26 protein-coding genes and 1 tRNA gene are annotated in these 22,822 nt (G+C 63.2%); 13 read left to right on the top strand and 14 right to left on the bottom strand.

The genetic code is table 11. The annotated features are described in order from the left end of the window. Window positions 1-135 precede the first annotated feature (135 nt). Window positions 136-738: a glutathione S-transferase family protein gene (locus APH25_RS08295; protein WP_060481583.1), complete on the top strand. Its 603-nt coding sequence runs from the start codon at window positions 136-138 to the stop codon at window positions 736-738. A gap of 15 nt (window positions 739-753) precedes the next feature. Here APH25_RS08295 and APH25_RS08290 read toward each other — a convergent pair whose 3' ends face one another. The 5 genes from APH25_RS08290 to APH25_RS08270 form a co-directional block, all read right to left on the bottom strand. Further along, window positions 754-1,125 carry a glutaredoxin gene (locus tag APH25_RS08290; RefSeq protein WP_060481582.1) on the bottom strand — a complete coding sequence of 124 codons (372 nt, stop codon included), beginning with the start codon at window positions 1,123-1,125 and terminating at the stop codon, window positions 754-756. A gap of 61 nt (window positions 1,126-1,186) precedes the next feature. After that, window positions 1,187-1,732, bottom strand: coding sequence for a GTP cyclohydrolase I FolE (folE, locus tag APH25_RS08285; protein ID WP_060481581.1), 546 nt, complete (start codon window positions 1,730-1,732; stop codon window positions 1,187-1,189). Window positions 1,733-1,801: 69 nt separating this feature from the next. After that, the gene (locus tag APH25_RS08280) at window positions 1,802-2,362 is read right to left on the bottom strand and encodes a Smr/MutS family protein (protein ID WP_060481580.1); all 561 of its coding nucleotides are present in this window, start codon (window positions 2,360-2,362) and stop codon (window positions 1,802-1,804) included. Between the two features lie 54 nt (window positions 2,363-2,416). Continuing rightward, window positions 2,417-2,737, bottom strand: a complete 321-nt coding sequence (locus tag APH25_RS08275; RefSeq protein ID WP_060481579.1) for a hypothetical protein — start codon at window positions 2,735-2,737, stop codon at window positions 2,417-2,419. Window positions 2,738-2,798: 61 nt separating this feature from the next. Continuing rightward, the gene (locus tag APH25_RS08270) at window positions 2,799-3,389 is read right to left on the bottom strand and encodes a cysteine hydrolase family protein (RefSeq protein WP_028634745.1); all 591 of its coding nucleotides are present in this window, start codon (window positions 3,387-3,389) and stop codon (window positions 2,799-2,801) included. Between the two features lie 181 nt (window positions 3,390-3,570). On the opposite strand from APH25_RS08270, the gene prmB reads away from it, so the two are divergent. Next, window positions 3,571-4,479 (top strand): 50S ribosomal protein L3 N(5)-glutamine methyltransferase, encoded by a 909-nt coding sequence (gene prmB / locus APH25_RS08265; RefSeq protein ID WP_060481578.1) that lies wholly within the window; start codon window positions 3,571-3,573, stop codon window positions 4,477-4,479. A gap of 34 nt (window positions 4,480-4,513) precedes the next feature. On the opposite strand, the gene APH25_RS08260 is transcribed toward prmB, so the two are convergent. Further along, window positions 4,514-5,296 (bottom strand): hypothetical protein, encoded by a 783-nt coding sequence (locus tag APH25_RS08260; RefSeq protein WP_028634747.1) that lies wholly within the window; start codon window positions 5,294-5,296, stop codon window positions 4,514-4,516. Window positions 5,297-5,359: 63 nt separating this feature from the next. Further along, window positions 5,360-6,319 carry an alpha/beta hydrolase gene (locus tag APH25_RS08255; RefSeq protein ID WP_060481577.1) on the bottom strand — a complete coding sequence of 320 codons (960 nt, stop codon included), beginning with the start codon at window positions 6,317-6,319 and terminating at the stop codon, window positions 5,360-5,362. 249 nt (window positions 6,320-6,568) lie between these two features. Between APH25_RS08255 and aroC the strand changes: the two genes are divergently transcribed. The 3 genes from aroC to APH25_RS08240 all read left to right on the top strand — a co-directional run bounded on the left by aroC (window position 6,569) and on the right by APH25_RS08240 (window position 9,413). Continuing rightward, the gene (gene aroC / locus APH25_RS08250) at window positions 6,569-7,654 is read left to right on the top strand and encodes a chorismate synthase (RefSeq protein ID WP_060481576.1); all 1,086 of its coding nucleotides are present in this window, start codon (window positions 6,569-6,571) and stop codon (window positions 7,652-7,654) included. Window positions 7,655-7,721: 67 nt separating this feature from the next. Further along, a complete protein-coding gene (locus tag APH25_RS08245) occupies window positions 7,722-8,870 on the top strand; it encodes an MFS transporter (RefSeq protein WP_060481575.1) in 1,149 nt (382 codons plus the stop codon). Between the two features lie 6 nt (window positions 8,871-8,876). Further along, window positions 8,877-9,413: an oxidase gene (locus APH25_RS08240; RefSeq protein ID WP_060481574.1), complete on the top strand. Its 537-nt coding sequence runs from the start codon at window positions 8,877-8,879 to the stop codon at window positions 9,411-9,413. A gap of 76 nt (window positions 9,414-9,489) precedes the next feature. Here the strand turns inward: APH25_RS08240 and APH25_RS08235 are convergent, their stop codons facing one another. Continuing rightward, on the bottom strand, window positions 9,490-9,762 hold the full coding sequence (locus tag APH25_RS08235; protein WP_028634752.1) for a DUF3509 domain-containing protein: 273 nt from the start codon (window positions 9,760-9,762) through the stop codon (window positions 9,490-9,492). A gap of 270 nt (window positions 9,763-10,032) precedes the next feature. Here APH25_RS08235 and APH25_RS08230 point away from each other — a divergent pair, with 270 nt between their 5' ends. Both APH25_RS08230 and APH25_RS08225 read left to right on the top strand, forming a co-directional pair. Continuing rightward, window positions 10,033-10,557 carry an ankyrin repeat domain-containing protein gene (locus tag APH25_RS08230; RefSeq protein WP_028634753.1) on the top strand — a complete coding sequence of 175 codons (525 nt, stop codon included), beginning with the start codon at window positions 10,033-10,035 and terminating at the stop codon, window positions 10,555-10,557. A 59-nt stretch (window positions 10,558-10,616) separates the two neighbouring features. Beyond that, window positions 10,617-11,147 (top strand): hypothetical protein, encoded by a 531-nt coding sequence (locus APH25_RS08225; RefSeq protein ID WP_060481573.1) that lies wholly within the window; start codon window positions 10,617-10,619, stop codon window positions 11,145-11,147. A gap of 22 nt (window positions 11,148-11,169) precedes the next feature. Here the strand turns inward: APH25_RS08225 and APH25_RS08220 are convergent, their stop codons facing one another. Then, a complete protein-coding gene (locus APH25_RS08220; RefSeq protein WP_060481572.1) occupies window positions 11,170-12,105 on the bottom strand; it encodes a ZIP family metal transporter in 936 nt (311 codons plus the stop codon). 129 nt (window positions 12,106-12,234) lie between these two features. On the opposite strand from APH25_RS08220, the gene APH25_RS08215 reads away from it, so the two are divergent. From APH25_RS08215 to APH25_RS08200, 4 genes are all read left to right on the top strand, one after another. Beyond that, entirely contained in the window at window positions 12,235-12,426 is a 192-nt protein-coding gene (locus APH25_RS08215) for a PLDc N-terminal domain-containing protein (protein ID WP_028634756.1), read from the top strand. Between the two features lie 160 nt (window positions 12,427-12,586). Then, window positions 12,587-14,644 carry an LTA synthase family protein gene (locus APH25_RS08210; RefSeq protein WP_060481571.1) on the top strand — a complete coding sequence of 686 codons (2,058 nt, stop codon included), beginning with the start codon at window positions 12,587-12,589 and terminating at the stop codon, window positions 14,642-14,644. A 123-nt stretch (window positions 14,645-14,767) separates the two neighbouring features. Next, complete coding sequence (locus tag APH25_RS08205) at window positions 14,768-15,004, top strand: hypothetical protein (protein ID WP_028634758.1); 237 nt, start codon at window positions 14,768-14,770, stop codon at window positions 15,002-15,004. Window positions 15,005-15,179: 175 nt separating this feature from the next. Next, window positions 15,180-15,512 (top strand): ribonuclease E inhibitor RraB, encoded by a 333-nt coding sequence (locus APH25_RS08200; RefSeq protein WP_060481570.1) that lies wholly within the window; start codon window positions 15,180-15,182, stop codon window positions 15,510-15,512. Between the two features lie 36 nt (window positions 15,513-15,548). Here APH25_RS08200 and APH25_RS08195 read toward each other — a convergent pair whose 3' ends face one another. Continuing rightward, entirely contained in the window at window positions 15,549-16,349 is an 801-nt protein-coding gene (locus APH25_RS08195; protein ID WP_060481569.1) for a cytochrome c, read from the bottom strand. Window positions 16,350-16,875: 526 nt separating this feature from the next. On the opposite strand from APH25_RS08195, the gene APH25_RS08190 reads away from it, so the two are divergent. After that, the gene (locus tag APH25_RS08190) at window positions 16,876-17,607 is read left to right on the top strand and encodes an amidotransferase (RefSeq protein ID WP_060481568.1); all 732 of its coding nucleotides are present in this window, start codon (window positions 16,876-16,878) and stop codon (window positions 17,605-17,607) included. Between the two features lie 31 nt (window positions 17,608-17,638). Here APH25_RS08190 and APH25_RS08185 read toward each other — a convergent pair whose 3' ends face one another. The 3 genes from APH25_RS08185 to APH25_RS08175 all read right to left on the bottom strand — a co-directional run bounded on the left by APH25_RS08185 (window position 17,639) and on the right by APH25_RS08175 (window position 20,152). Further along, a complete protein-coding gene (locus APH25_RS08185; RefSeq protein ID WP_028634762.1) occupies window positions 17,639-18,610 on the bottom strand; it encodes a magnesium and cobalt transport protein CorA in 972 nt (323 codons plus the stop codon). Between the two features lie 69 nt (window positions 18,611-18,679). Beyond that, on the bottom strand, window positions 18,680-19,393 hold the full coding sequence (locus tag APH25_RS08180; RefSeq protein WP_060481567.1) for a 1-acyl-sn-glycerol-3-phosphate acyltransferase: 714 nt from the start codon (window positions 19,391-19,393) through the stop codon (window positions 18,680-18,682). Window positions 19,394-19,462: 69 nt separating this feature from the next. Next, complete coding sequence (locus APH25_RS08175) at window positions 19,463-20,152, bottom strand: crotonase/enoyl-CoA hydratase family protein (protein WP_028634764.1); 690 nt, start codon at window positions 20,150-20,152, stop codon at window positions 19,463-19,465. A 199-nt stretch (window positions 20,153-20,351) separates the two neighbouring features. Between APH25_RS08175 and APH25_RS08170 the strand changes: the two genes are divergently transcribed. Next, window positions 20,352-20,441: transfer RNA gene (locus tag APH25_RS08170), tRNA-Ser, on the top strand. Between the two features lie 167 nt (window positions 20,442-20,608). On the opposite strand, the gene APH25_RS08165 is transcribed toward APH25_RS08170, so the two are convergent. Continuing rightward, a complete protein-coding gene (locus tag APH25_RS08165; protein WP_060481566.1) occupies window positions 20,609-22,741 on the bottom strand; it encodes a TonB-dependent siderophore receptor in 2,133 nt (710 codons plus the stop codon). Window positions 22,742-22,822: the final 81 nt, after the last annotated feature.

Genomic DNA, 22,822 nt, shown 5'->3' with positions numbered 1-22,822 from the left:
TGTCAGGGTGTAAGCAGTTTTTTTCAGACTACCGCCAGCCGCGGCGAGGTTTGTCATACAGCGGCGATTGCTTTTAACCGTACAGTCGCCAACTATTGGGCGCTATTGCACAACTGCTTTGCAGGGGGAGGGGTGATGTACAAGGTGTATGGCGACTACCAGTCGGGCAACTGCTACAAGGTCAAGCTCATGTTGAGCCTGCTGGGCCGACCCTGCGAGTGGCACCCGGTGGACATTCTCAAGGGCGAAACCGAAACCCCGACGTTTCTGGCGATGAACCCCAACGGCAAGGTGCCGGTTCTGGAGCTGGAAGACGGCACCTACCTGTGGGAGTCCAACGCCATTCTCAACTTCCTCGCCGATGGCAGCGAGTTCTTGCCCACCGAGCCTCGCTTGCGCACCCAAGTGCTGCAGTGGCAGTTTTTCGAGCAGTACAGCCATGAGCCGTACATTGCCGTGGCCAGGTTCATCCAGTTCTACCTGGGCTTGCCCGAAGCGCGGCTGGAGGAGTACCGCAAACTGCACAAAGGCGGCTACAAGGCACTGCGCGTGATGGAGCGGCAGCTGCAGATGACCCCCTACCTGGTAGGCGAGCAGTACTCCATTGCCGACGTGGCGCTGTACGCCTACACCCATGTGGCCCACCAAGGCGGCTTTGACCTGGCGGATTACCCGGCGGTACGCGCCTGGCTCGAGCGCGTCAGCAGCCACCCGCGGCATGTGCCGATGGTGGGGTAAGGGGCGGACCCAGCGTTAGCCGGCAGCGAAGCGTTCATCCAGGTAGGCGATGATGGCCTTGGATTCATACATCCAGGTCACATTGCCATCTTGCTCGATGCGCAGGCACGGTACCTTCACCCGGCCACCGCCTTCCAGCAGCGCCTGGCGGTGCTGTGGGTCGTTCTTGGCGTCACGCAGTGCCACCGGCACATTCAGGCGGTGCAGGGTGCGGCGGGTTTTAACGCAGAACGGGCAGGCATGAAACTGGTACAGCGCCAGGCCCTTTGCCGCCTCGGCGACGCGGGCCTGGGCTGCCGGCTCGCGCATGAGCTTGGCTGGGCGGCTGATCAAGTCTGCGAAGACGATGAGCTGGCCGAGGCCGACCCGCAGGGCTTTGACGATCATGGGGCAACTCCTGAAATGAAAAAGCCGACCCGGCAAGGGTCGGCCTGGGGCTTGCAGCCAATCACTTGATCAGGCTGAGGAACTCGCCGCGGGTGGACGCGTTTTCGCGGAACTCGCCGAGCATCACCGAAGTGATCATGCTGGAGTTCTGCTTCTCTACACCGCGCATCATCATGCACATGTGCTTGGCTTCGATAACCACCGCAACGCCTGCAGCACCAGTGACCTGCTGCACGGCCTCGGCGATCTGGCGGCTGAGGTTTTCCTGGATTTGCAGGCGGCGGGCGTACATGTCGACAATGCGCGCCACCTTGGACAGGCCCAGCACCTTGCCTTTGGGCAGGTAGGCCACGTGGGCCTTGCCAATGAAAGGCAGCATGTGGTGTTCGCACATCGAGTACAGCTCGATATCCCGGACCAGTACCATTTCGCTGTTGTCGGAACTGAACAACGCGTTGTTGGTCACTTCTTCCAGTGTTTGTTCATAACCGCGGCAAAGATACTTCATCGCCTTTGCAGCCCGCTTGGGCGTGTCGAGCAGGCCCTCACGGGAGACGTCCTCGCCAATCTGGCTGAGGATCTCGGTGTAGTTCTGTTCCAGGGACATGGATCTACCTGTTGGAAAAATCGCAAAAATGAAGGTTACGGCGGCGAGGGCGGCGCTGCAAGCGCGGCGTTACTCGTCCCGGCCTTCAAGCATGGTTCGTTTAAGCATCACGTAGACGGCCCCGGTGCCGCCGTGGCGGGCATTGCAGGAGGCGAACCCGAGCACCTGGGGGTGCTGGCGCAGCCAGGTGTTGACGTGGCTCTTGATCATGGGGCGCTTGCCGTCCAGTCGCGCCGCTTTGCCGTGGGTCACGCGCACGCAGCGTACTTCGAGGCGTGTGGCTTCGGCGATAAAGGCCCACAGGGTTTCCCGGGCCTTTTCCACGGTCATGCCGTGCAGGTCAAGGCTGCCTTCGAACGGGATCTGCCCAAGCTTGAGTTTGCGCAGCTGGGTTTCCTGCACACCGTCACATCGCCACATCAGCTCGTCCTCGGCGCCCACGTCGATGACGAACTGGTCGGACATACCATCGATGACCAAGGCTTTGTCGCTGCGCACGGTGGCCGACTGGCGCAGGCCGGCCAGTTGCTGGCGATCGGCCTTGGGTTTGCCGACCTCGGCCCTGTCGTGCTTGATCGGCTTGACGCCGCGCACTTCGGCTTTGAACAGGGAAAAATCGTCGTCTTGCATGATGCCTCCACGTGGGCCGCGTAGTTTACGCGACTGCGCAGTGCAATGCGGAGGTCAATCGTGCTTTTTCATCAGGTGTGGCGACAGGTTCAGCTCCCGTGAACGGCGCAGGCGGATACGGCTGAGCCGCCAGAACCGCACCCCCAGCCATAACAACAGCAGCCCCGCCGCGGTCAGTACGCCTGCCAGGGGTTTGTTGGCATTGAGCGCTGCCAGGGCCGGGTAATTGCCCAGCAGGCCGGCCACGCCGGCCATGGCCAGCAGCACGCCAAGCGTTGCCAGCAGGGCCGAGAGGGCAGCCCCCAGACGGGCGCCCCAGTGACGCGGTTGGCGCGGGCGCAAGCGCTTGGCGTCGATACTGCCTTTGAGCTTCATCCCGCTCTCCTCTGTGCCTGTGGGCAGTTGGACTTGCACCGGCCCCGCGGGTTCCGCGCCCTCAGATCAGGCTGGCGGTGGGCGCCACGCAGGCGAAGTTGTCGGCCATCACGGCCATTTCACACTGGTGGATCTGTGCAGCCGGGATCACCCCGTCCTTGAACGCCAGGTCGCGGGTGGCCGAGGCATCTTCCACCAGGGTACAGCGGTAACCATAGTCCTTGGCCCGGCGCACGGTGGTGCTGACGCTGGAATGGCTCATGAAACCGCACACGATCAGGTCCAGGTGGCCCAGCTCCTGCAGCGTTTCATGCAGTTTGGTGTTCTTGAACGCGTTGGGCATGCGCTTTTCAATGATGGTTTCGCCTTCCAGCGGCTCCAGCCCGGGGATGAACTGGCCGGCCGGGCCCTGCGGGTCGAAGCGGCCGCCTACGGTGCCCAGGTGGCGAACATGAATGATTGGCCGGCCGCTTTTGCGCGCGGCGTCGAGCAACCGGGCGATGTTGGCCACGGCCTCGTCCATGCCCGACAGCGCCAGGGGCCCGCTGAGGTACTCCTTTTGCGCATCGATGATGATCAGGCTGGCATGGCTCAGCCTGGCCGGCGGGTAATCGCGGCCAGTGAGGCGGAACATCGTGGTTGGAACGGACATCAAGGGCTCCTTGGTGTAGGGCTTTTATGGGCCTATTCTCCCCTGCCTGCGCGCCAATGGGAATGGTTGACATCGCAAGTGGCGTGGTTACTGGCCTGTGGCTACCTCGCAGGCGATCCGAGGGAACAAATCAGCGGCTTGGGCTGTTAGACTTTTGTACGGTCTGAATTAGGAGTACCCCGTGATCACATCCCGTCTGCGCACGCTGCGCGACTACATCCGTTGGGCGGTCAGCCGCTTCCACGAACATGAGCTGTTCTTCGGCCACGGGGCCGACAACGCCTGGGACGAGGCGAGGCTGCTGGTGCTGGGGGCGGTGCACCTGCCGTGGGAAGTGGCCGACAGCTACCTGGACTGCATGCTCGAAGACGCCGAGCGCGTGCAATTGCAGCACCTGCTCAAGCGCCGTATCGAAGAGCGCGTACCTACGGCGTACCTGCTGGGCGAGGCCTGGTTCTGCGGCATGGCGTTCATCGTCGACGAACGTGTGCTGGTGCCGCGCTCGCCCATCGGCGAACTGCTGGAAAACCGCCTTGAGCCGTGGCTGGCCAGCGAGCCTGCGCGCATTCTGGACCTGTGCACGGGGTCCGGTTGCATCGGTATCGTGGCGGCGGATGTGTTCCCCCAGGCCGAAGTGGTGCTGGGCGACCTGTCGTTCGAGGCCCTTGAAGTGGCCAACCAGAACATCGAGCGTCACGGCCTGGACGGGCGAGTGTACACGGTGCAGGGCGACGGCTTTGCCGGGCTGCCAGGGCAGCGCTTCGACCTGATCCTGTCCAACCCGCCCTACGTCGATGCCGAAGACTTCGACGACATGCCTGCCGAATACCACCACGAGCCTGAGCTTGGCCTGGCCTGCGGTGCAGACGGCCTGGACCTGGTGCGGCGCATGTTGGCCGAGGCAGCTGACCACCTCACTGAAAAGGGCTTGTTGATTGTGGAGGTGGGCAACAGCCAGGTGCATGTCGAAGCACTGTACCCGGAAGTGGACTTCGCCTGGCTGGAGTTCGAGCGCGGGGGCCATGGGGTGTTCATGCTCACCGCCGAACAGTGCCGCCAGCATCAGGCGTTGTTCGCTTCCAAGGTCTAAACCGCGTGGGGGCTGTGCCGCGGCCCCTTGTTGGCTAGCGCGTGGCGATCCAGATCAGCAGGCCTGCCTGGAACAGCGCGAACGCTACCAGGCAGGTGATGGTGAAGCGCAAGCCACTGTCTTCGCGCTGGTACTTGGCCACGCGCTCGTCGCGTTCGCGCAATTGGGCGCTGGTCTCCTGCAGTTGCTGCTCTGCCTGCTGCAACAGTTGCGCAGCCTCCAGAATACCCACCTGCTGGACACGCTCGCTGTTCCAGGTGGTTGGCAACTGCCCGGCGGTGGTTGCCACAGTGTGGCCCTTGAGTACCTGGCCTTCTTCGTATTCCACTTCCAGGCCCGCGCCGCGCAGGCAATGGTCACGGCGCAGGCGTGATTCCTCCTGCAGGGCGTCCTTGCTGGGCAGCTTGAATTCCTCCACCTGGTAGCTGGGCCACCTGCGTTTGAGCCATTGCGCGGCCTGTGCCAGCAAAAAACGCCCCAGGCCGCGGTTCACCGGTTCCAGCTGCAAGCCGTGCTCATCCCCGATGCGCACCCGTTTTTCACGGTGGTCCACGCGGATGTCCAGGCGGTTCTGCCCTTTGTGCACCTTCTGGCCGGGCAGCTGGATGTGCATGCGCAGCAGGCTGTGTTCGGTGTCGTGGCGCTCGGCATGGCCGAACTGCACGTAGCGCAGCGGCCGTGGGCCGGTGGCCCGGTCGATGGGCAGGGCGGCCAGGCGCAGCAACTGGTAATGCTCGACGGCCAGGTCCGCCCAGGGCAGGGCGGGGGTTGGCTGGGGGTCTTCGGCCGGCTCTGTGGCAGTAGGTGTTGTGGTCATCAGGGCATGTCCTTGGCTATGCCTGTTGTATCGGCAGGCAGGGCGCAGACCTGAGGCCGGGCATTACGCAGGCGGCAGGTGCTGGATGAACGTGACGATCTGCTCGCCCAGCTCCCGGGCCAGTGGCAGCTCGGGGTTCAGGTAGCTGTCGCGTTGCTGGCTCATGCTTTTGGGGCTGATACGCAGCATGTGGTTCATGCCGTCAATCAGTACCAGCTGGGCATCGGGCTTGGCCGCCTTCAGGCGTTCGGCGTCTGCCACATCCACCTGCACATCGTTGCGTCCCTGCACGATCAGCGCCGGCACGGTGAGGCGGGCGAAGGCCTGGGCCGGGTTTTGGCGGAACAACGTGATCAGGTAGGGCTGCACGCTGGGGCGGAACACTTGGCGCAAGGGCGCCGGCACGTCCAGGCTGGTCTGGCCGGCCTGCAGGCGGTCAAGCAGTTCGCTGCCGCGGGCGAGTTGAGCAGGGGGCAGGCGTTCGGCCAATTGCTCGCGCAGTACGTCAGCCATGGGCCGTCCGCTGCCGGCCAGGCTGATCACCGCGCTGGCACCGGCCTGTTCGGCGGCAAGGCTGGCGATGAGTGCGCCTTCGCTGTGGCCGATGAGGATCAGCTGGCCGAAGCGTGGGTCGGCTTTGAGCTTGTGGCTCCAGGCCACGACATCGGCCACGTAGCGCTCCACGCTGAGGTCGCGCTCGTCTGGGGTGGCGGGTTGGCTGGCGGCCACGCCGCGTTTGTCGTAGCGCACGCTGGCGATGTGCTGGTTGGCCAGCAGCAGGGCAAGGCGCTTGAGGTTATCGACCCGGCCGGAAGCGGGGTTGTTGCCGTTACGGTCGGTGGGCCCGGAGCCTGCGATGATCAGCACCACCGGCGGTGGTGTAGCCTGCTGGGGCAGCAGCAGGCTGCCGTGCAATATGCCTTGGCCGGTATCCAGGTCGATGGGGCGCTGCAGGACGGTAGGGGTGGCGGCCTGGGCCAGGCCAGTGAACAGCAGGAACAACAGGGCGACAAGGCGCGGCATGGTGCGGGGCTACTTGGGTAGGGGGATAGCACTTTGACCTTACGCGCAGTGGAAGGTTCTGCGCGGGCCCGCCCCGCCATCGCGCTCTAAATGTAGTAGCGAGCTGCGCTCGCTCCTACATTTGTTTCGGGCCAGTCACGCCTGTAACAGGCGCGCGCGACCGCCTGGTTCGTACGCCGCGCCACCTCCCGGCCCCATCCTGTATACTGCCGCCTTTCGTTCATCTCAGGCAGATCTCGCGGAGCGTCCATGTCCGGCAATACCTATGGCAAGCTGTTCACTGTCACCACCGCAGGCGAGAGCCATGGCCCGGCGTTGGTCGCCATTGTCGATGGGTGCCCGCCAGGCCTGGAAATCTCCCTCGCCGACCTGCAGCACGACCTCGACCGGCGCAAACCCGGCACCAGCCGGCACACCACCCAGCGCCAGGAAGCCGACGAGGTGGAAATCCTGTCCGGTGTGTTCGAAGGCCGTACCACGGGCTGCTCGATCGGCCTGCTGATCCGCAACACCGATCAGAAGTCCAAGGACTACTCCACAATCAAGGACTTGTTCCGCCCCGCTCACGCCGACTACACCTACCACCACAAGTACGGTGAGCGTGACTACCGCGGTGGTGGCCGCAGTTCGGCCCGTGAAACCGCCATGCGCGTGGCTGCCGGTGCCATCGCCAAAAAGTACCTGGCTACCCAGGGCATCACGGTGCGTGGCTACATGAGCCAGCTGGGCCCGATCGAGATCCCGTTCAAGACCTGGGAGTCGGTAGAACAGAATGCTTTCTTCAGCCCAGACCCCAGCAAGGTGCCGGAGCTTGAGGCCTACATGGACCAGCTGCGCCGTGACCAGGACTCGGTCGGGGCCAAAATCACCGTGGTCGCCGAAGGCGTGATGCCTGGCCTGGGCGAGCCGATCTTCGACCGCCTGGACGCCGAGCTTGCACATGCCCTGATGAGCATCAATGCGGTCAAGGGCGTGGAAATCGGCGCGGGCTTTGCCAGCGTGGCACAGCGCGGTACCGAGCACCGTGACGAGATGACCCCGCAAGGTTTCCTCAGCAACAACGCCGGTGGCATCCTGGGCGGCATCTCTTCCGGCCAGCCAATCGTCGCTCATCTGGCCTTGAAGCCAACGTCCAGCATCACCGTGCCAGGCCGCTCCATCGATGTGCACGGTAACCCCGTGGAGGTCATCACCAAGGGCCGGCATGACCCGTGTGTGGGCATCCGCGCCACGCCGATCGCCGAGGCGATGATGGCCATTGCCCTGATGGACCACCTGCTGCGCCACCGCGCACAGAACGCCGACGTCAAGGTCGCCACGCCCGTACTGCGCTAGCGTTTACCCGCCCGTGCCGGGTGTTTCGCCTAGCGGAGCACCCGCAGCAGGCCACAAAGGCCATCCCATGCCCGCGATCCCTTACTGGCGGTTGTCCAGCTTCTACCTGTTCTATTTCGCCCTGCTGGGCTCCACGGCGCCGTTTCTGGCACTGTACTTTGACCACCTGGGCTTCACGCCGGCACGTATTGGCGAGCTGGTGGCCATCCCCATGCTGATGCGCTGCATCGCCCCCAACCTGTGGGGCTGGCTGGGGGACCGCACGGGCCAGCGGCTGCTTATCGTGCGCCTGGGGGCATTGTGCACGCTGGCGACCTTTTCCCTGATTTTTCTGGGCAAAAGCTACGCCTGGCTGGCACTGGTCATGGCGTTGCACGCGTTCTTCTGGCATGCAGTGCTGCCCCAGTTCGAAGTCATCACACTGGCACACCTGCATGGCCAAACCGCACGCTACAGCCAGGTACGCCTCTGGGGGTCGATTGGCTTCATCCTGACCGTCGTTGGCCTAGGCCGCCTGTTCGAGTGGTTGAGCCTGGACATCTACCCGGTCGCCCTGGTGGCCATCATGGCCGGCATCGTCGCCGCCAGCCTGTGGGTACCCAATGCCCAGCCGGTCGAGCAGGGCGAGCGCCGCCAAGCGGGCGGTTTTCTGCACCAGCTGCGCGCGCCCGGTGTGGTGGCGTTCTATGTGTGCGTGGCACTGATGCAACTGAGCCACGGGCCTTACTACACCTTCCTGACCTTGCACCTGGAACACCTGGGCTACAGCCGCGGCGCCATCGGGCTGCTGTGGGCGTTGGGCGTGGTGGCTGAGGTGCTGATGTTCATGGCCATGAGCCGCCTGTTCGCGCGGTTCAGTATCCAGCGGGTGCTCCTGGCCAGCTTCGTGCTGGCGGTCGTGCGGTGGTTGCTGTTGGGTAACCTGGCGGCGGAGCCTGGGGTACTGGTGTTCGCACAGTTGCTGCATGCTGCCACCTTCGGCTGCTTTCACGCCGCCAGCATCGCATTCGTGCAGGCCAGTTTCGGGCCGCGCCAGCAAGGTCAGGGCCAGGCCCTTTACGCCGCGCTTTCAGGCACCGGCGGGGCGCTTGGCGCGCTGTACGCGGGCTACAGCTGGACATGGCTGGGGCCAGGCTTCACCTTTGGTTTGGCCAGCGCCTCGGCGCTGGCTGCAGCCGTTATCATGGCGACCCGTTCGCAACCGACCAGGACCTGACCGCTGATGAGCATTCTCTGCGTATTTGACCCTTCCAGCCCGGCATTGCCCAACAAGGTGCTGACCCACCGGGAAGACATCGAGGCGGCGCTGGCCGAGCACGGGGTGTCTTTGATCCACGCTGAGCATGGTCTTCGGATACGCCCAGGCACAGCCGAGGCAGATGTGCTGGGCGCATGTGGTGATCACCTTGACCAACTCATGGCTACCCACGCCAGCTCCGTCTATCGGCTGGTGAACCGCGACGGCGAGCAGGGGGACACCTCAGCGCTGCGGGAAGAGCACACCCATAACGGCCAAGAAGTGTTTGCGGTGATCAGCGGCCGTGCGCAACTGGGCTTGCGCTTGGGCGGGTGGGTGTATTCAGTGGTGTGCGAGAAAGGCGATCAGTTGACCATACCGGCGAACACGCGGCGCTGGGTGGGGTTGGGCGAAACCCCGTTTTGCCTTGCGTTCAGGCTCTATGCGAGCGAGCAGAGTGCAAATCCGTTATATACGGGCGATGACGCCGCATGGGCGTTTTTGGGAATCGACGAACTTTGATGGGCCTTGCTGGTCTGTTCGAGGGTGAATCCATCGGGAGTCACCCGCCAACAGGCCAGCTCAGGCAGGCGACCACTCAGCGGTAGGTCGGCAGGGCGAAGCGTTGTTGGCTTTGCAGCATGCTGATCACCGGCAGCTCACTGGCTTGCTCGGCCAGGTCGCGGCGGATGGCGCTGATGGCCCAGGACAGCTGCTCGGCGCTGTGCAGTTGCCCGTAGGTGAGCACACGGCGGGTTACCTTGCCGTCAGCGGCGCGCAGGGTCAGGAGAACACCGCCGTCCGGACGAGGCTGGGTAGCAACCTGGTAAGCCGAAAAGACCGAAACGAATTTTTCCTGGATAAGGTTCATGGCAACTCCTGACAGGTGTAGGGCAATCGTGGAGTTGTAGATTGCAGTGACCGTGCCAGCTTTTGGGTACTGCCAAAACTCTTGTAAATCAAGGACTTGCGGCTTACTTCAAGAAGGAGCTCCGTGCAAGCTGCAAGGTCGTGCAATTTGCACAGTGCATTTTGCACGGCGGGGCGCGTTGGGCTATCGCAGCGATAGATTCTGAACCTTTGACCCGCAACCGGGGCCTGACAAACACTTAGGCACCGATTATTGCCAGGAGGTTCCCCCATGCAGACCCAAGCCGCGCCCTCTCAAATGACCGCCGATGAAGCCGCCGCCTTTGCCGAACAAGTGTTCGACCGCGCCCGCCAGGGCGACGCCGAGATGCTCGAGCGCTTGCTCGCCAGCGGCCTGCCCGTGAACCTGCGCAACCAGAAGGGCGATACCCTGTTGATGCTGGCCAGCTACCACGGCCACCATGATGCGGTGCGTGTGCTGCTGGCCCACGGTGCCGATGCGCTGATCGCCAACGATAACGGCCAGCTGCCCATTGCCGGGGCCGCGTTCAAGGGCGACATGGCGATGATCCGCCTGCTGCTCGAGAACGGCGTACCGGTAGATGCAGCCGCGCAGGACGGGCGCACGGCGCTGATGCTGGCGGCCATGTTCAACCGCCTGGAGATCCTCGACTACCTGCTGGCCCAAGGCGCAGACCCGGCGCGCCAGGATGCACGGGGTGCCACTGCCCTTGTTGCGGCCCACACCATGGGCGCAGTAGACGCTGCGGCGCGCCTGCAAGCGCTGGCCGGCTAACCTCACGGGGGCATTTGCGGCTATCCTTGGCACCTTTTTACCCGCCGCAGGCCCCGTTCATGAAAACTCAGTTGCTCGAATTCATCAGCCTCATTGGCGCAGGCTGCATGCGTGAGGCCGATATCGAGCGCATTGCCGATGAGGCTGCCCAGGCCTACGCCGACCCGGCGGCATTTCTTGCCGCCAACCCCGACATCAACTATGACGACAGCTTCCCGATGCCCCTGGGCGAGTGGGTAGTGCTCGGCAGTTTGCCCGATACCGTGGTCTTCCAGGCCGACAGCTACCAGGAGCTGTTCGAGCACATCAGCGGCTCGTTTGACCAAAGCGTGCCGCTTACCCTCAAGCCCAAGCAACTGGCACGCACCGAGCCGCTGACCGCGCTCAACCGCATCCAGGTGCAGATGGGTGCCTTGAACAAGGAAGCAGGGGGTTACGTGCTGCTCAACTTCAGCCAATTGCTCGATGACGAACTGCAAATGGTGATAGTCGGCCAGCATGACCTGGCGCGGGTGACGGAACTGGGTGCGGCGCTGGGCATCAAGGTTGAACCTGCCCTGGAAGCGTTGAAGGTTGCCGTGCACGTCTAAGCGACGTGCACAGGCGCGGGGCTCAGCCCAGTGCGGTATCGAGGAACATCATCACTGCAAAGCCGCCCATCAGGCCCAGGGTTGCCGAGGTCTGGTGGCCATTGCGGTGGGTCTCCGGGATGACCTCGTGGCTGACCACAAAAATCATCGCCCCGGCTGCAAGCCCCATGCTGATAGGGTAGGCGACCGCGAATCCCGTGGATATGCCCAGGCCGATCACTGCACCCAAGGGCTCCATCAGCCCGGACCCTATCGCCACCAGGGCGGCCTTCAGGTTCGAAAGCCCGGTAGCGCGCAAAGCCAGTGCAACCGCCAGCCCTTCAGGGATGTCCTGGATGGCGATGGCGGTGGTCAGCGGCAGGCCGATGTTCATGTCGCCATTGGTGAAGCTGACACCTATCGCCATGCCTTCGGGCAGGTTGTGCAGGGTGATCGCCAGCACGAACAGCCACACCCGGCTGAACCGCTCGGTTTCCGGGCCGGCCACGCCCACCCGCTCATGCTCGTGGGGGGTGAAGCGGTCCAGCCCGAGCATCAGCAAAACCCCCAGGCCCATCCCGACCACCACCACGAACGCCGCAGCAGGGCCGCTGCCGGTGATATCCCGCGCGGCATCCAGGCCCGGCAGAATCAGCGAGAACGAACTGGCCGCCAGCATCATGCCTGCTGCGAAACCCAGCATCACATCCTGGCTGCGCGTGCTCACGTCACGCAGCACCACCGCCAATACTGCACCCAGTGCCGTGGCACCGAACCCTGCCAGGCCACCTACCGCCGCCAGGTGCAGGTGCTGCGAATGGTCGCCGTGCACGGCATTCCACAGGCTGGCGCCCAGCAGCACGAGCACCGCCAGCAAGCTGAGAACAAGGCCGGCGCCTACCCATGGGTTGTTGGCGATGTGTTGCCGCCAGGCGCTCAGCGGGGAAGCGGCGGCGCTGTGACTGTGTACAGGGGGCATGCAAACCTCGGGTTCAAAAGACAAGGCAGTCTAAGCAGTGACCCGAGCCTGGCGCCAAGGATTCCGCTCTATCGACGTAATAGCTGGCTATGCTATGCAGCATCAACCCCCTGAACTGGAGTACATGGCATGGGATCGACGTTCAACAGCCTGGTAGGCCTGATCATTCTGGCGCTGGACATCTGGGCCATTCTCAACGTGATCAAGAGCGGCAACGAGGTGGGCAGCAAGGTGCTGTGGATACTGCTGATCGCGCTGCTACCCGTGGTTGGCCTGGTGATATGGGCCATCGCCGGCCCACGCGGCAACGTGCGTATCTGAACGTTGGCGGCCGGGCACCCGGCCGCAGTGCCGCCAATGGCCAATCGGGCCGTGACAAAATTTTCACAATGATTTAAACAGAATCCGCTCCCGCACAATGCTGCGACGGCTCTCGGCCGTCGCGCTCTTCGCAAACCGCAATTCTAGGACCTTCCCGTTCATGGCCAACCCGGACGCCTTGAAGCAATGGGGCGCGCGAGCGTCGTTCTCGCCCACCCTCAAATCCCACCTGGCCTACACGCTGTTGAGCGCGCTGGTCATCATGCTGATGCTCAGCCTCGTGCGCCTTGCGCTGCTGGTCTACAACAGCGACATGGTCGGCGACACGCCTGCTGCAACCGTTGCCGAGGGCTTCCTCAACGGGTTGCGCTTCGACCTGCGGGTGGTGGTGTATATCAGCGTGCCGCTGCTGCTGGCGTTGCTCAGCCCGTGGGCCATGGCGCGGCGCGGGGTGTTCCGCTTCTGGCTCACCCTTACATCCAGCGTGGTGATGTTCCTCGGCCTGATGGAGCTGGACTTCTATCGCGAGTTCCACCAGCGCCTGAACGGCCTGGTGTTCCAGTACATCAAGGAAGACCCCAAGACCGTCATGAGCATGCTCTGGTACGGTTTCCCGGTGGTGCGCTACCTGCTGGCCTGGGCATTCGGCACCTGGCTGCTCAGCTTGTTGTTCAAGGGTGTCGACCGCGCTACCCGTGGTGATGGCGTGCAGCGTGTCGCCCCTTGGTACAACCGGCTGGCGGTGTTCATGGTGATCTTGCTGGTGGCCGTGGTCGCCGCCCGTGGCACCTTGCGCCAGGGCCCACCGATGCGATGGGGGGATGCGTTCACCACCGACTCCAACTTCGTCAACCAGCTGGGCCTGAACGGTACCCTGACGCTGATCGATGCGGCCAAGAGCCGTTTCGGTGAAGACCGCGCCAACATCTGGAAGCCGGTGCTGGAGCAGGGCGTGGCCACCCAGACCGTGCGCCAGCAACTGCTGACGCCCAACGACACCCTGGTGGATGCCGACGAAGCCGCCGTGCGCCGTGACTTCCTGCCCCCTGCCGCAAACACGCTGCCGATCAAGAACGTGGTGGTGATCCTGATGGAAAGCTTTGCCGGCCACTCGGTGGGCGCGCTGGGCAGCCCCAACAACATCACCCCGTACTTCGACAAGCTGGCCAAGGAAGGGCTGTTGTTCGACCGATTCTTCTCCAATGGCACCCATACCCACCAGGGCATGTTCGCCACCATGGCGTGCTTCCCCAACCTGCCGGGCTTCGAGTACCTGATGCAAACCCCGGAAGGGGGCCACAAGCTGTCTGGCCTGCCGGCGCTGCTCAGTGCCCGGGATTACGACGACGTCTACGTGTACAACGGTGACTTTGCCTGGGACAACCAGTCCGGGTTCTTCGGTAACCAGGGCATGACCACGTTCATTGGCCGCAACGACTTCGTCAACCCGGTGTTCTCCGACCCCACCTGGGGCGTGTCCGACCAGGACATGTTCGACCGTGGCAACCAGGAGCTGGCCAAGCATGACGGCAAGAAGCCGATCTACGCCTTGCTGCAGACCCTGTCCAATCACACCCCGTACGCCTTGCCCGCCAACCTGCCGGTGGAGAAAGTCACCGGCCAGGGCACCCTGGACGAGCACCTCACCGCCATGCGCTACTCGGACTGGGCGCTGGGCCAGTTCTTCGAGAAGGCCCGCAAGGAGCCTTACTTCAAGGACACCCTGTTCGTGATCGTTGGCGACCACGGCTTCGGTAACCACCAGCAGGTCACCGAGCTGGACCTGGGCCGCTTCAACGTGCCGCTGCTGCTCATTGCACCAGGCATCCAGGAGAAGTTCGGTGCGGTCAACCACACCGTCGGCACCCAGGTGGACATCGTGCCCACCATCATGGGCCGCCTGGGTGGCGAAACCCGTCACCAGTGCTGGGGCCGTGACCTGCTCAACCTGCCTGCAGGCGATCAGGGCGTGGGCATGATCAAGCCGTCTGGTAGCGAGCAGATCGTCGGCCTGGTGCAGGGCGACCGCGTGCTGATCGAGTCCAAGGACATGAACCCGCGGCTGTATCGCTACCAGCTGGGCCGTGAATTCAAGGCCGAGCTGATCGAAAGCCCGGACCAGCCGCAGATGCTCAAGCAGCTGGAAGCCTTCATTCAGACCGCCACCAAGAGCCTGCTGGACAACACCGCAGGGGTCGTGCACGGCACGCCCAAGTAGCGCCCTAACAGGCAGCGGGCTGCCCCTCAGGCAGCCCGCAACTTTCTGAACATTCTCCCAGGCCCAAGGTCAGTAATTCAGGCATCGCAAACCAGATGTCGTTTGATTGAGAGGGCTCGTTCGATGAAAGAGTGGGAAGTCATCTTTGCCGACCAGAAAGGCGCACCGTCTTCGATCGTGCTGCAGGCCGAACATTGCCCCAGCGAGGAAGACGCCGCACGTGCGATACGCACGCAGTTGTTCCCGGTCATGGATGAGCTGGACCTCAACGATTTTCAGGACCGGGCCATTTCCCCCACGGCACGCTGGCTCAAGGAGCACAGCGGCGTCACCATCACCAGTATCCACGAAGCGCCCTGAACCACAGGTTTGCGTGGTGTCTGCAAGGGCACTACGCTGCTGGAAGGTGCCTGCCGTTCTGCGGGCAGGCACCTCTTCAACTCGCGTCTTGCAACAGCTCGAACTGCCAGGCCATTACCGGCAGGTGCGTAGTGCACGGAAAGTCTATCCATCGCGTTACTCAGGAGGACGATTCATGAGCAGCCAAAACGACGACATCAGCATCAACGTCCTGCGTCAGATGAAGGCAGGCGGTTTCGACTTCACTCAAATTCACCCCATCGAGTTCTATGCCGTGTTCCCGGACGAGGCTGCGGCGCGGCGTGCAGCCACGCAGTTCCGGGGCGAGTCGCTCAATGCCCAAGTCACCGAGCTGGGCGATGGGGGGTGGCACCTGGAGCTGAGCAAGGTCATGTACGCCACCCACGGCGGCATCGGCGATTTCGAGGAAACCTTCGAACAGCTGGTGACACCCTATGGGGGTGAAGTGGAAGGGTGGGGCGTCAAACAGGAGCGGCTTACCGCTTGATCCATGGCGTTCAGGGTCGCCGCGCGGCCCTGGGTTTCACGGCCTGCGCCCAGCCATATGGGCCAGGTAGGCCAACAGTTCATCCAGGTCATGTTCACTCAGCACATCAACTGTGAACCCCGGCATCTTGGCCTGGGGCCAATGCCGCACGCTTTGCGGGTTGCGAATCAGCATGCGCAGGTAGGCAGGCTGGAAGTATTCCGTAGGGTTGTGCGGGATGTTCAGGTCTGGCCCCACTTGCCCATCACCGGCGCCGTTGAGGGTATGACACACCAGGCAGTTTTGTTGAAACAGGGCAAACCCCCGCTTTTCGGGGCTTTGCGCAGGCAGTTGCGGGTCGGGGAGCAGCGCTGGGAAGCGCGTTTGCACGGGCGCAAGCTTGCGCAGCGTCGCGATCTGGAATGGCCATTGCTCTGGCCGTATGCCACTTGCCTGTGGGTGGGTCCAGACCAGGTAAAACGGCCCGGCACTGCCCTTGCCCTTGCCCAGGGCCGGCCAGGGGTGGGCCGGGTCTTCCACTGCCAACCACGCCCTGGCCGGGCCCTGTTGCAGCAAGGGTGCGGCCGGCATTTCTGCCGCGAAGCCATCGTTTGCAACGGCCTGCAGATGATCATCAGGGCCAATGCCCTCCAGCAATGCGCTCAGGGGCACTGCCCGGTAGTGCATAGGCCGCTTGTACGAGACATCGTGGTCGACCGCAATGGCCTGCGCCTGTGGGTGAGCCAGCAGCGCTTCGCTGCTCCATTGGCGTTCACCGGTGCCTAATTCGAGGTGCAGCTGTGCAGCCCAGACGGGCAGGCCTGCAACCAGTGCAAGCAGCATGAGGCAGTAACGCATGGAAAGCTCCGACCAGTGAGGCCGGCAGGTTACCTGTGCGTCGCCCGTTGGCGCCAGCGCTGCGCTCAACCGAACAAACGTGTGAGGTTCGGCAAGATCAGCAGCAAGGTGGTGGCGAAGAGTATGAGCCCGGCCTGGCGAACTTTTGAATGTCTGAACATGGCTGACCCCCTTCTTGTTGTTATTCCTGAATACCCGTTGGCTTCCTTGTCGCGCTTCGGGTCGATCACAGTGGCACCGTGTTGCGGGGTGACTGCTTGCCTCGTGTTACGTGATATACAACCAACAGTAGGGCCTGCGTTATCCATGATTGAGAACCCTTTGTTCTAAGTGGATGCCTGCTGATTATTTCTGGCTATGTAGAGGGCGCTGTGCTCCGTGCCATGCTCTGGCTAGACGCTTGCGCGACGCTGCTGCCGGCGACTAGCGATTGTGACCGTTCGTCAGTGCAGCCTACTTGCTTGTACGTGCCTTTCGCGTCACGCTCTACACCTGACCCCCACCCATGTCGTTCAGGACTAACCCTATGTCGTTACGCATCTGCATCCTTGAAACCGATGTTCTGCGACCGGAGCTGACCGCCCAGTACCAGGGCTACGGCAGGATGTTCGAGCAGCTCTTTTCGCGTCAGCCCATCGCGGCACAATTTAGCGTGTACAACGTGATGAACGGCGATTACCCCGCCGACGACGAAGTCTTCGACGCCTACCTTGTGACGGGCAGCAAAGCGGATTCGTTCGGTTCCGATCCCTGGATCCAAACTCTCAAGGCTTACCTGCTGAAGCTGTACGCGCGCGGTGAAAAGTTGCTAGGTGTGTGTTTTGGCCATCAACTGCTGGCCTTGACCCTGGGTGGTAAGGCCGAGCGGGCGGAGCAGGGCTGGGGTGTGGGTACCCACCGGTACTCGCTGGCGACCCAGCAGCCATGGATGATCCCGCAGGTGCCAGAACTCACCCTGCTCATCAGCCACCAGGACCAGGTGACCGAACTGCCGGAAGGCGCGGCGGTGATCGCATCCAGCGACTTCTGCCCCAATGCGGCTTACCACATCGGCGACCAGGTGCTGTGCTTCCAGGGCCACCCAGAGTTCGTCAACGACTATTCACGGGCGTTGCTCAATGCGCGGCAGGAACACCTGGGCGATGAAGTGTATCAACGCGCAATCGCCAGCCTGGCCACCGAGCACCAGGGCGACCTGGTGGGTGAGTGGATGTTGCGGTTTATCCAGCAGCCTGTCGGTAAACACGACGCCGCGTAAGGCGCAGGGCCGCGCTGCGGCCCTGACCACCTCAAAGCCAGCCGGAGCGCTTGAAGCTGGCGTACAACCCTACGCAACCCAGGCCGATCACCCCCAGCACGGTGAAGTAGCCATAGTGCCAGTTCAGCTCTGGCATATTCTGGAAGTTCATCCCGTAGATGCCCGCGATGGCCGTAGGGAAGGCCAAAATGGCCGCCCAGGCGGCGAACTTGCGTTGCACGATGCTCTGGCGTGACGACTCCAGCAGCATGCCGATCTCGATGGTCTGGCTGGCGATGTCGCGGATACTCGACAAGTCTTCCATCTGCCGCGTCACGTGAATTTGCACGTCGCGAAAGTACGGGCGCATGTTCTTGTCGATGAAGGGGAAACTCAGCCGTTGGAGTTCCTCGCTTATTTCCACCATCGGCGCCACATAGCGGCGCAGGCGCAGGATATCCCGGCGCAGGCTGTGCAGGCGGCGTATGTCGTTTTCCTGCAGCGAGCCGCCCAGCACGCTTTGCTCAAGGGTTTCGATCTCGGCGTGGATGGCTTCGCTCACCGGCTGGTAGTTCTCGGTCACGAAATCCAGCAGCGCATACAGCACAAAGTCTTCGCCGTGTTCCAGCAGCAGCGGCCTGGCCTCGCAGCGCTGGCGCACCAGGGCATAGGATTTCGAATGGCCGTTGCGGCAGGTGATGATGTAGCCGTTGCCGGCAAAAATATGGGTTTCGATGAATTCCAGCCGCCCCTGGTGGCGTACCGGCGAGTAGGTGACGATGAACAGTGCATCGCCAAAGGTTTCCAGCTTGGGCCGGCTGTGCTTTTCCAGGGCATCTTCGATGGCCAGTTCGTGCAGGTTGAACTGGCGTTGCAGGTTGGCCAGTTCTTCGGCGTTGGGTTCCTCCAGGCCAATCCACACGAAATGGCCCGGCTTGCGGGCCCATTCGCTGCCTTCATCGATGCTGATGTTGGTGACCTTTCTGCCGGCGGTGTACACCGCCGATGCCACGACTCGCCCCATGGTTGCCCGCTTATTCCGGTTGAACACGGGCTACAGCTTGGTCCTTCCCCGCCCAGAGAGCAACCGGGCTCAGGCCTGTTCGGCTTCCATGTGGTCGATGCATTGCTGCATCTGCGCACGGCATTGCTCGATGAGTGCGGGGAGGTCCTGCTGGGTCATGCCCGCGGTGGCGATGGGGGGCAGTGAGCGCACGCTGACCGTGCGCGGGTGCCAGCTGTTGAGGTCAAGGCGCCGGGCGTAGCGGCTCACGCACACCGGCACGATCGGCACGCCTGCCGCAATCGCCATGTGGAACGCGCCTTTCTTGAAGGCCAGCAACGTGTCGCCGGGGTTGCGCGTGCCTTCAGGGAATATCCAGATGGACGTGCCGTTCTGCAGTACGCGGGTGGTCTTTTGCAGGGCCTTGCGCGCCTGGTACGCGTTTTTGCGGTCGACCAGCACGTTGCCGCCCAGCCAGAACAACTGGCCGAACAACGGGATCCAGCCCAGGCTTTTCTTGCCGATGGCAACGGTACGCTGCGGTACCACCTGGCCCAGTACAAAAAGGTCGAAGTTGGATTGGTGGTTGGCGACGATGACGCAGCCAGGCGGCTGGTCCCACAGCGGGCCCACCTCCGCCTTGACCTTGACGCGCATCAGCCAAGTGGCTGGCACGCTGTAAAGGCGTGCGAACACCCGGCTGTTGGCGGGGTTGAACGGGCGGCACAAGCCAATGACCAGGCCGATGGCACCCACGGCCAGAAAGTGCAGGCCCAATAGGAACATGCGAACACAGTAGAGCATGGTACGACTCACACCAGACAGTCGCCCGTCAGTGTACGGCTGTGCACTGGCTGGGGCAAACAGAGGCGGTCAGCCCATGTGATGCTGGTCCAGCTCGATAGCCTTCTCCAGCGCATCCAGCAGCCCTTTGCGTACCTTGAGCTTGGTGTTCTTGTGGGCCAGCATGTTCAGCTTCTTGAGTTCGCGTGCAGCGGCCAGGGCGGCGTCGTGCAGTTGTTCGGCCGGCACCACCTTGTCGAGGAAGCCGGCATCCACCGCGCCCTGTGGGTCGAACACTTCGGCGTTGATCACCGAACGGTGGAAGGCCGAGCGGCGCAGGCGGTCCCGGGCCAGTTCGATGCCCGCATGGTGCATGGTCATGCCGATCTGCACTTCGTTCAGGCAGACCTTGTACGGGCCTTCGACGCCGATGCGGTAGTCGGCCGACAGCAGCAGGAAGGCGCCTTTGGCCACGGCATTGCCCGGGCACGCCACCACGACGGGGAAGGGGTGCGACAGCAGGCGGTGGGAGAGGGTGGAACCGGCAGTGACCAGGCTGATGGCTTCTTTGGGGCCGCTGGTCATCACCTTGAGGTCGTACCCGCCAGACAGAATGCCGGGCTGGCCGGTGATGATCACTACGGCGCGTGCCTCGGTGGCACGGTCCAGGGCCTCGTTGAAGGCGGCGATCACCTGCGGTGAGATGGCGTTGACCTTGCCGTTGTTCAGGGTCAGGGTGACGATGCCGTCTTCGGCGTGGTAGGTAATCAGCTCGCTCATGGCGCAGTCCTGTTATTGGCGTGGCGATGACGTTACCCAGCGCCGAAGGCCAGGTAAAGCAGCAAGGCTGACTGGCCAGTCAGCCCTTGCCGGGCTTCTGATGCAAATACATGAAAAATTTGAAAAAAATGCTTGCCAAAGAAAAGACCTTCCACTAAATTAGCGCGCCTCGACAGGCTGAAAGGCTTGAAGGGAAAACGGTGAAGTGTCCGAGTGGTCGAAGGAGCACGCCTGGAAAGTGTGTATACGAGAAATCGTATCAAGGGTTCAAATCCCTTCTTCACCGCCACATTCTACGAAGAGCCCCCGCGCTGAAAAGCCCGGGGGCTTTTTGTTATTGGCTGTTTTGTGAGGGCTGGAGGAGGGCGGTGAAACCCGCCCCAATCCTGTAGGAGGCGGTTTACCGGCGAACACCGGCGCAGCCGGTGCCATCCCCACTCACCCAGTGCCTTAGTATCAAAAGCTAACCGTTGCCGCCAGCCGGGCGGTGCGCGGCGCACCCTGGAACAGGTAATTGTCCCCCAGGTAATCCCCCACATCGCGCCAGTAACGCTTGTCGAACAGGTTATCCACCGTCAGCCGCAGCACCGTGTCATACCCACCCACCTGTGTGCGGTAGCGGCCGCCGAGGTCGAATACGGCATACCCGCCCACCTTCACGTCGCCGTTTTTGCTTGCCGCCTTACTGGCGCTGTAGCGCCCGCCGCCCAGCAGCGCCAGCCCCGGCACCGGCAGGCTGTACTCCCCATACACGGCCGCCCGGAACCTGGGTACGTTGATCGCCTGGTGGCCTTCATAGGCCTCAGTGCCGCTGCCCTGCACCCGCGCGCGAATGGCGGCTGCGCTGGCCTGCACCTGCAGGTTGGACGTAAGCCAGCCAGTGGCCCCCAGCTCCAGCCCGGTGTTCTTCTGCTGGCCTTGCTGCACGTAGGTGAAGCTGCCGCCGCCGTCGGGCCTTGCGTACTGGTAGGCCTGGCGTATCTGGAACAAGGCAGCGCTCAGGCTCAGGCCTTGCCAGTCGTGCTTCACGCCCACCTCCAGCTGGCGCGACAGGGTTGGGGCAAGTATCTCGGCAGCATTGCTGGCAAACCACGGCGCTGTGCCGCCGGCAGAAAGGCCCTTGGCATAGCTGGCGTACAGGGTGGTGTCCGGCTGCGGTTTGTAGATAAGCGCCGCATTGGGCAGCAACTGGTACTGCTGGGTGTGACGCCCGGCAACACCGTCCTGGTCCCAGGTTCGTTCGTCCAGGCGTACTTCGCGGGCGCCCAGCACGGTTTGCCAGGCCTCACTGAAATGGATGCGGTCGGTGACGAACAGCCCGTACTGGCGGCTGTCCAGGCGCCGCTTGCTGGCGCCCACCGGGTTGCTCGATGGCGCCAGGGCCGGGGCACCGGTGGCGATGTTGCCGGTACCCAGCCACGCGTTGTAATAGGGCCGCTGGTCCTGGGTACGGCGCTGGGCGCTGGTGCCGAGGGTCAGCTCGTGGCCCACGCCCAGCGCATCGAAGTGCCCATCCAGGGTGGCCTGCACTTCATCGATACGGCGCGTGTCATCGGGGCTGCGGAAGTCGTAGATGTCGTAGTCGCCGGTGCCGGAGAAGAACGCACCTTCGCTCGACCCCCAGGCAAAGGCACTGTAGTCGTCGATGACCGCTTTGCTGCGGGACCCGCTGAGCGTGGCGGCCCATGCGTCGCTGAAGCGGTACTCAAAGCGCCCGCCCAGGTTCAGGGAGTCGTTCTGTACCGGTTTGGCCCAGCCCTGATAGGCCAGGCGGTCATGGGGGTCTATGCCATGGGGCACTTCGCGGCCACCCAGTAGCTGATAGCCCGGCACCGAGCGTTGTTCGCGGTGCTGGTATTCCGCATCGAGCTGCAAGGTGGCAGCAGGGCTGAGCTGCCAGTCGAACGCCAGCGAGGCAAAGTCCCGCTTGCCATCGGCGTGCTCCACATACGAGCCGATGGTCTCGTGCGCCAGGTTGGCACGCAGGCCGAACTGCCGCTCGCTGCCGAACCAGCCGCCAAGGTCGGTGGCCAGGTAGCGCCCACCCTGGTCGGTGCCGGCCAGCGTGACGCTGCGCACCGCTTCGGGCCGCTTGGTCACATAATTGATCAGGCCTCCGGGTGCGGACACACCGCTCTGCAAGCCAGACAACCCTTTCAATAGCTCTACCTGCTGCTTGTTTTCCAGCGCCACATTCTGCTCGCCGACCACGGTCTGGCCGTTGACGCGGTAGCTGCTGGCAGCATTGAGCTCAAAGCCTCGCACATTGAAGTTCTCGTAGTAGCCCACCGGCGCATAGCTCTCGCCCACTGCGGCGTCACCCTGCAGCACTTCGCTGAGCAGGCGCATCTGGCGGTCTTCCAGCATTTGTTGGCTGAATACGCTGATCGAAGCGGGGGTATCCAGCGTCGGGCCCGGCTGGAAGCCGCCGACCGCGGCCTGGGTTGCCTGGTAGCTGCCTGCGGCATACGTATCGGACACCTGCACCGGCGCCAGCTCCAGGCTGCCCTGGCCAAGGGCGTTGGGGCACTGCAAGGCCAGGCCCAGGCTGAGCAGGCTGAAGGGCAGGCGAGGGTTGCACGCAGGCATGTCGAGGTTCCTGAAGGCCAAGAAAAAGGCGGCATCTTAGCAGCCGCCTTCGGCCCGAAGCGATCAGTGCGCGCCGTTGGG

Origin of the sequence: Pseudomonas sp. NBRC 111119, from assembly GCF_001320125.1 — a bacterium.
In the GTDB taxonomy this organism is placed as follows: domain Bacteria; phylum Pseudomonadota; class Gammaproteobacteria; order Pseudomonadales; family Pseudomonadaceae; genus Aquipseudomonas; species Aquipseudomonas parafulva.
Note: the sequence above shows the minus strand (reverse complement) of the source record. Positions and strands in the feature narration are given on the sequence as shown.

Coding starts and splice junctions, on each gene's coding strand:
- APH25_RS08295 (WP_060481583.1), top strand. CDS start 136: ATGTACAAGGTGTATGGCGACTACCAGTCGGGCAACTGCTACAAGGTC.
- APH25_RS08290 (WP_060481582.1), bottom strand. CDS start 1,125: ATGATCGTCAAAGCCCTGCGGGTCGGCCTCGGCCAGCTCATCGTCTTC.
- folE (WP_060481581.1), bottom strand. CDS start 1,732: ATGTCCCTGGAACAGAACTACACCGAGATCCTCAGCCAGATTGGCGAG.
- APH25_RS08280 (WP_060481580.1), bottom strand. CDS start 2,362: ATGCAAGACGACGATTTTTCCCTGTTCAAAGCCGAAGTGCGCGGCGTC.
- APH25_RS08275 (WP_060481579.1), bottom strand. CDS start 2,737: ATGAAGCTCAAAGGCAGTATCGACGCCAAGCGCTTGCGCCCGCGCCAA.
- APH25_RS08270 (WP_028634745.1), bottom strand. CDS start 3,389: ATGTCCGTTCCAACCACGATGTTCCGCCTCACTGGCCGCGATTACCCG.
- APH25_RS08260 (WP_028634747.1), bottom strand. CDS start 5,296: ATGACCACAACACCTACTGCCACAGAGCCGGCCGAAGACCCCCAGCCA.
- APH25_RS08255 (WP_060481577.1), bottom strand. CDS start 6,319: ATGCCGCGCCTTGTCGCCCTGTTGTTCCTGCTGTTCACTGGCCTGGCC.
- aroC (WP_060481576.1), top strand. CDS start 6,569: ATGTCCGGCAATACCTATGGCAAGCTGTTCACTGTCACCACCGCAGGC.
- APH25_RS08245 (WP_060481575.1), top strand. CDS start 7,722: ATGCCCGCGATCCCTTACTGGCGGTTGTCCAGCTTCTACCTGTTCTAT.
- APH25_RS08240 (WP_060481574.1), top strand. CDS start 8,877: ATGAGCATTCTCTGCGTATTTGACCCTTCCAGCCCGGCATTGCCCAAC.
- APH25_RS08235 (WP_028634752.1), bottom strand. CDS start 9,762: ATGAACCTTATCCAGGAAAAATTCGTTTCGGTCTTTTCGGCTTACCAG.
- APH25_RS08230 (WP_028634753.1), top strand. CDS start 10,033: ATGCAGACCCAAGCCGCGCCCTCTCAAATGACCGCCGATGAAGCCGCC.
- APH25_RS08225 (WP_060481573.1), top strand. CDS start 10,617: ATGAAAACTCAGTTGCTCGAATTCATCAGCCTCATTGGCGCAGGCTGC.
- APH25_RS08220 (WP_060481572.1), bottom strand. CDS start 12,105: ATGCCCCCTGTACACAGTCACAGCGCCGCCGCTTCCCCGCTGAGCGCC.
- APH25_RS08215 (WP_028634756.1), top strand. CDS start 12,235: ATGGGATCGACGTTCAACAGCCTGGTAGGCCTGATCATTCTGGCGCTG.
- APH25_RS08210 (WP_060481571.1), top strand. CDS start 12,587: ATGGCCAACCCGGACGCCTTGAAGCAATGGGGCGCGCGAGCGTCGTTC.
- APH25_RS08205 (WP_028634758.1), top strand. CDS start 14,768: ATGAAAGAGTGGGAAGTCATCTTTGCCGACCAGAAAGGCGCACCGTCT.
- APH25_RS08200 (WP_060481570.1), top strand. CDS start 15,180: ATGAGCAGCCAAAACGACGACATCAGCATCAACGTCCTGCGTCAGATG.
- APH25_RS08195 (WP_060481569.1), bottom strand. CDS start 16,349: ATGCGTTACTGCCTCATGCTGCTTGCACTGGTTGCAGGCCTGCCCGTC.
- APH25_RS08190 (WP_060481568.1), top strand. CDS start 16,876: ATGTCGTTACGCATCTGCATCCTTGAAACCGATGTTCTGCGACCGGAG.
- APH25_RS08185 (WP_028634762.1), bottom strand. CDS start 18,610: ATGGGGCGAGTCGTGGCATCGGCGGTGTACACCGCCGGCAGAAAGGTC.
- APH25_RS08180 (WP_060481567.1), bottom strand. CDS start 19,393: ATGCTCTACTGTGTTCGCATGTTCCTATTGGGCCTGCACTTTCTGGCC.
- APH25_RS08175 (WP_028634764.1), bottom strand. CDS start 20,152: ATGAGCGAGCTGATTACCTACCACGCCGAAGACGGCATCGTCACCCTG.
- APH25_RS08165 (WP_060481566.1), bottom strand. CDS start 22,741: ATGCCTGCGTGCAACCCTCGCCTGCCCTTCAGCCTGCTCAGCCTGGGC.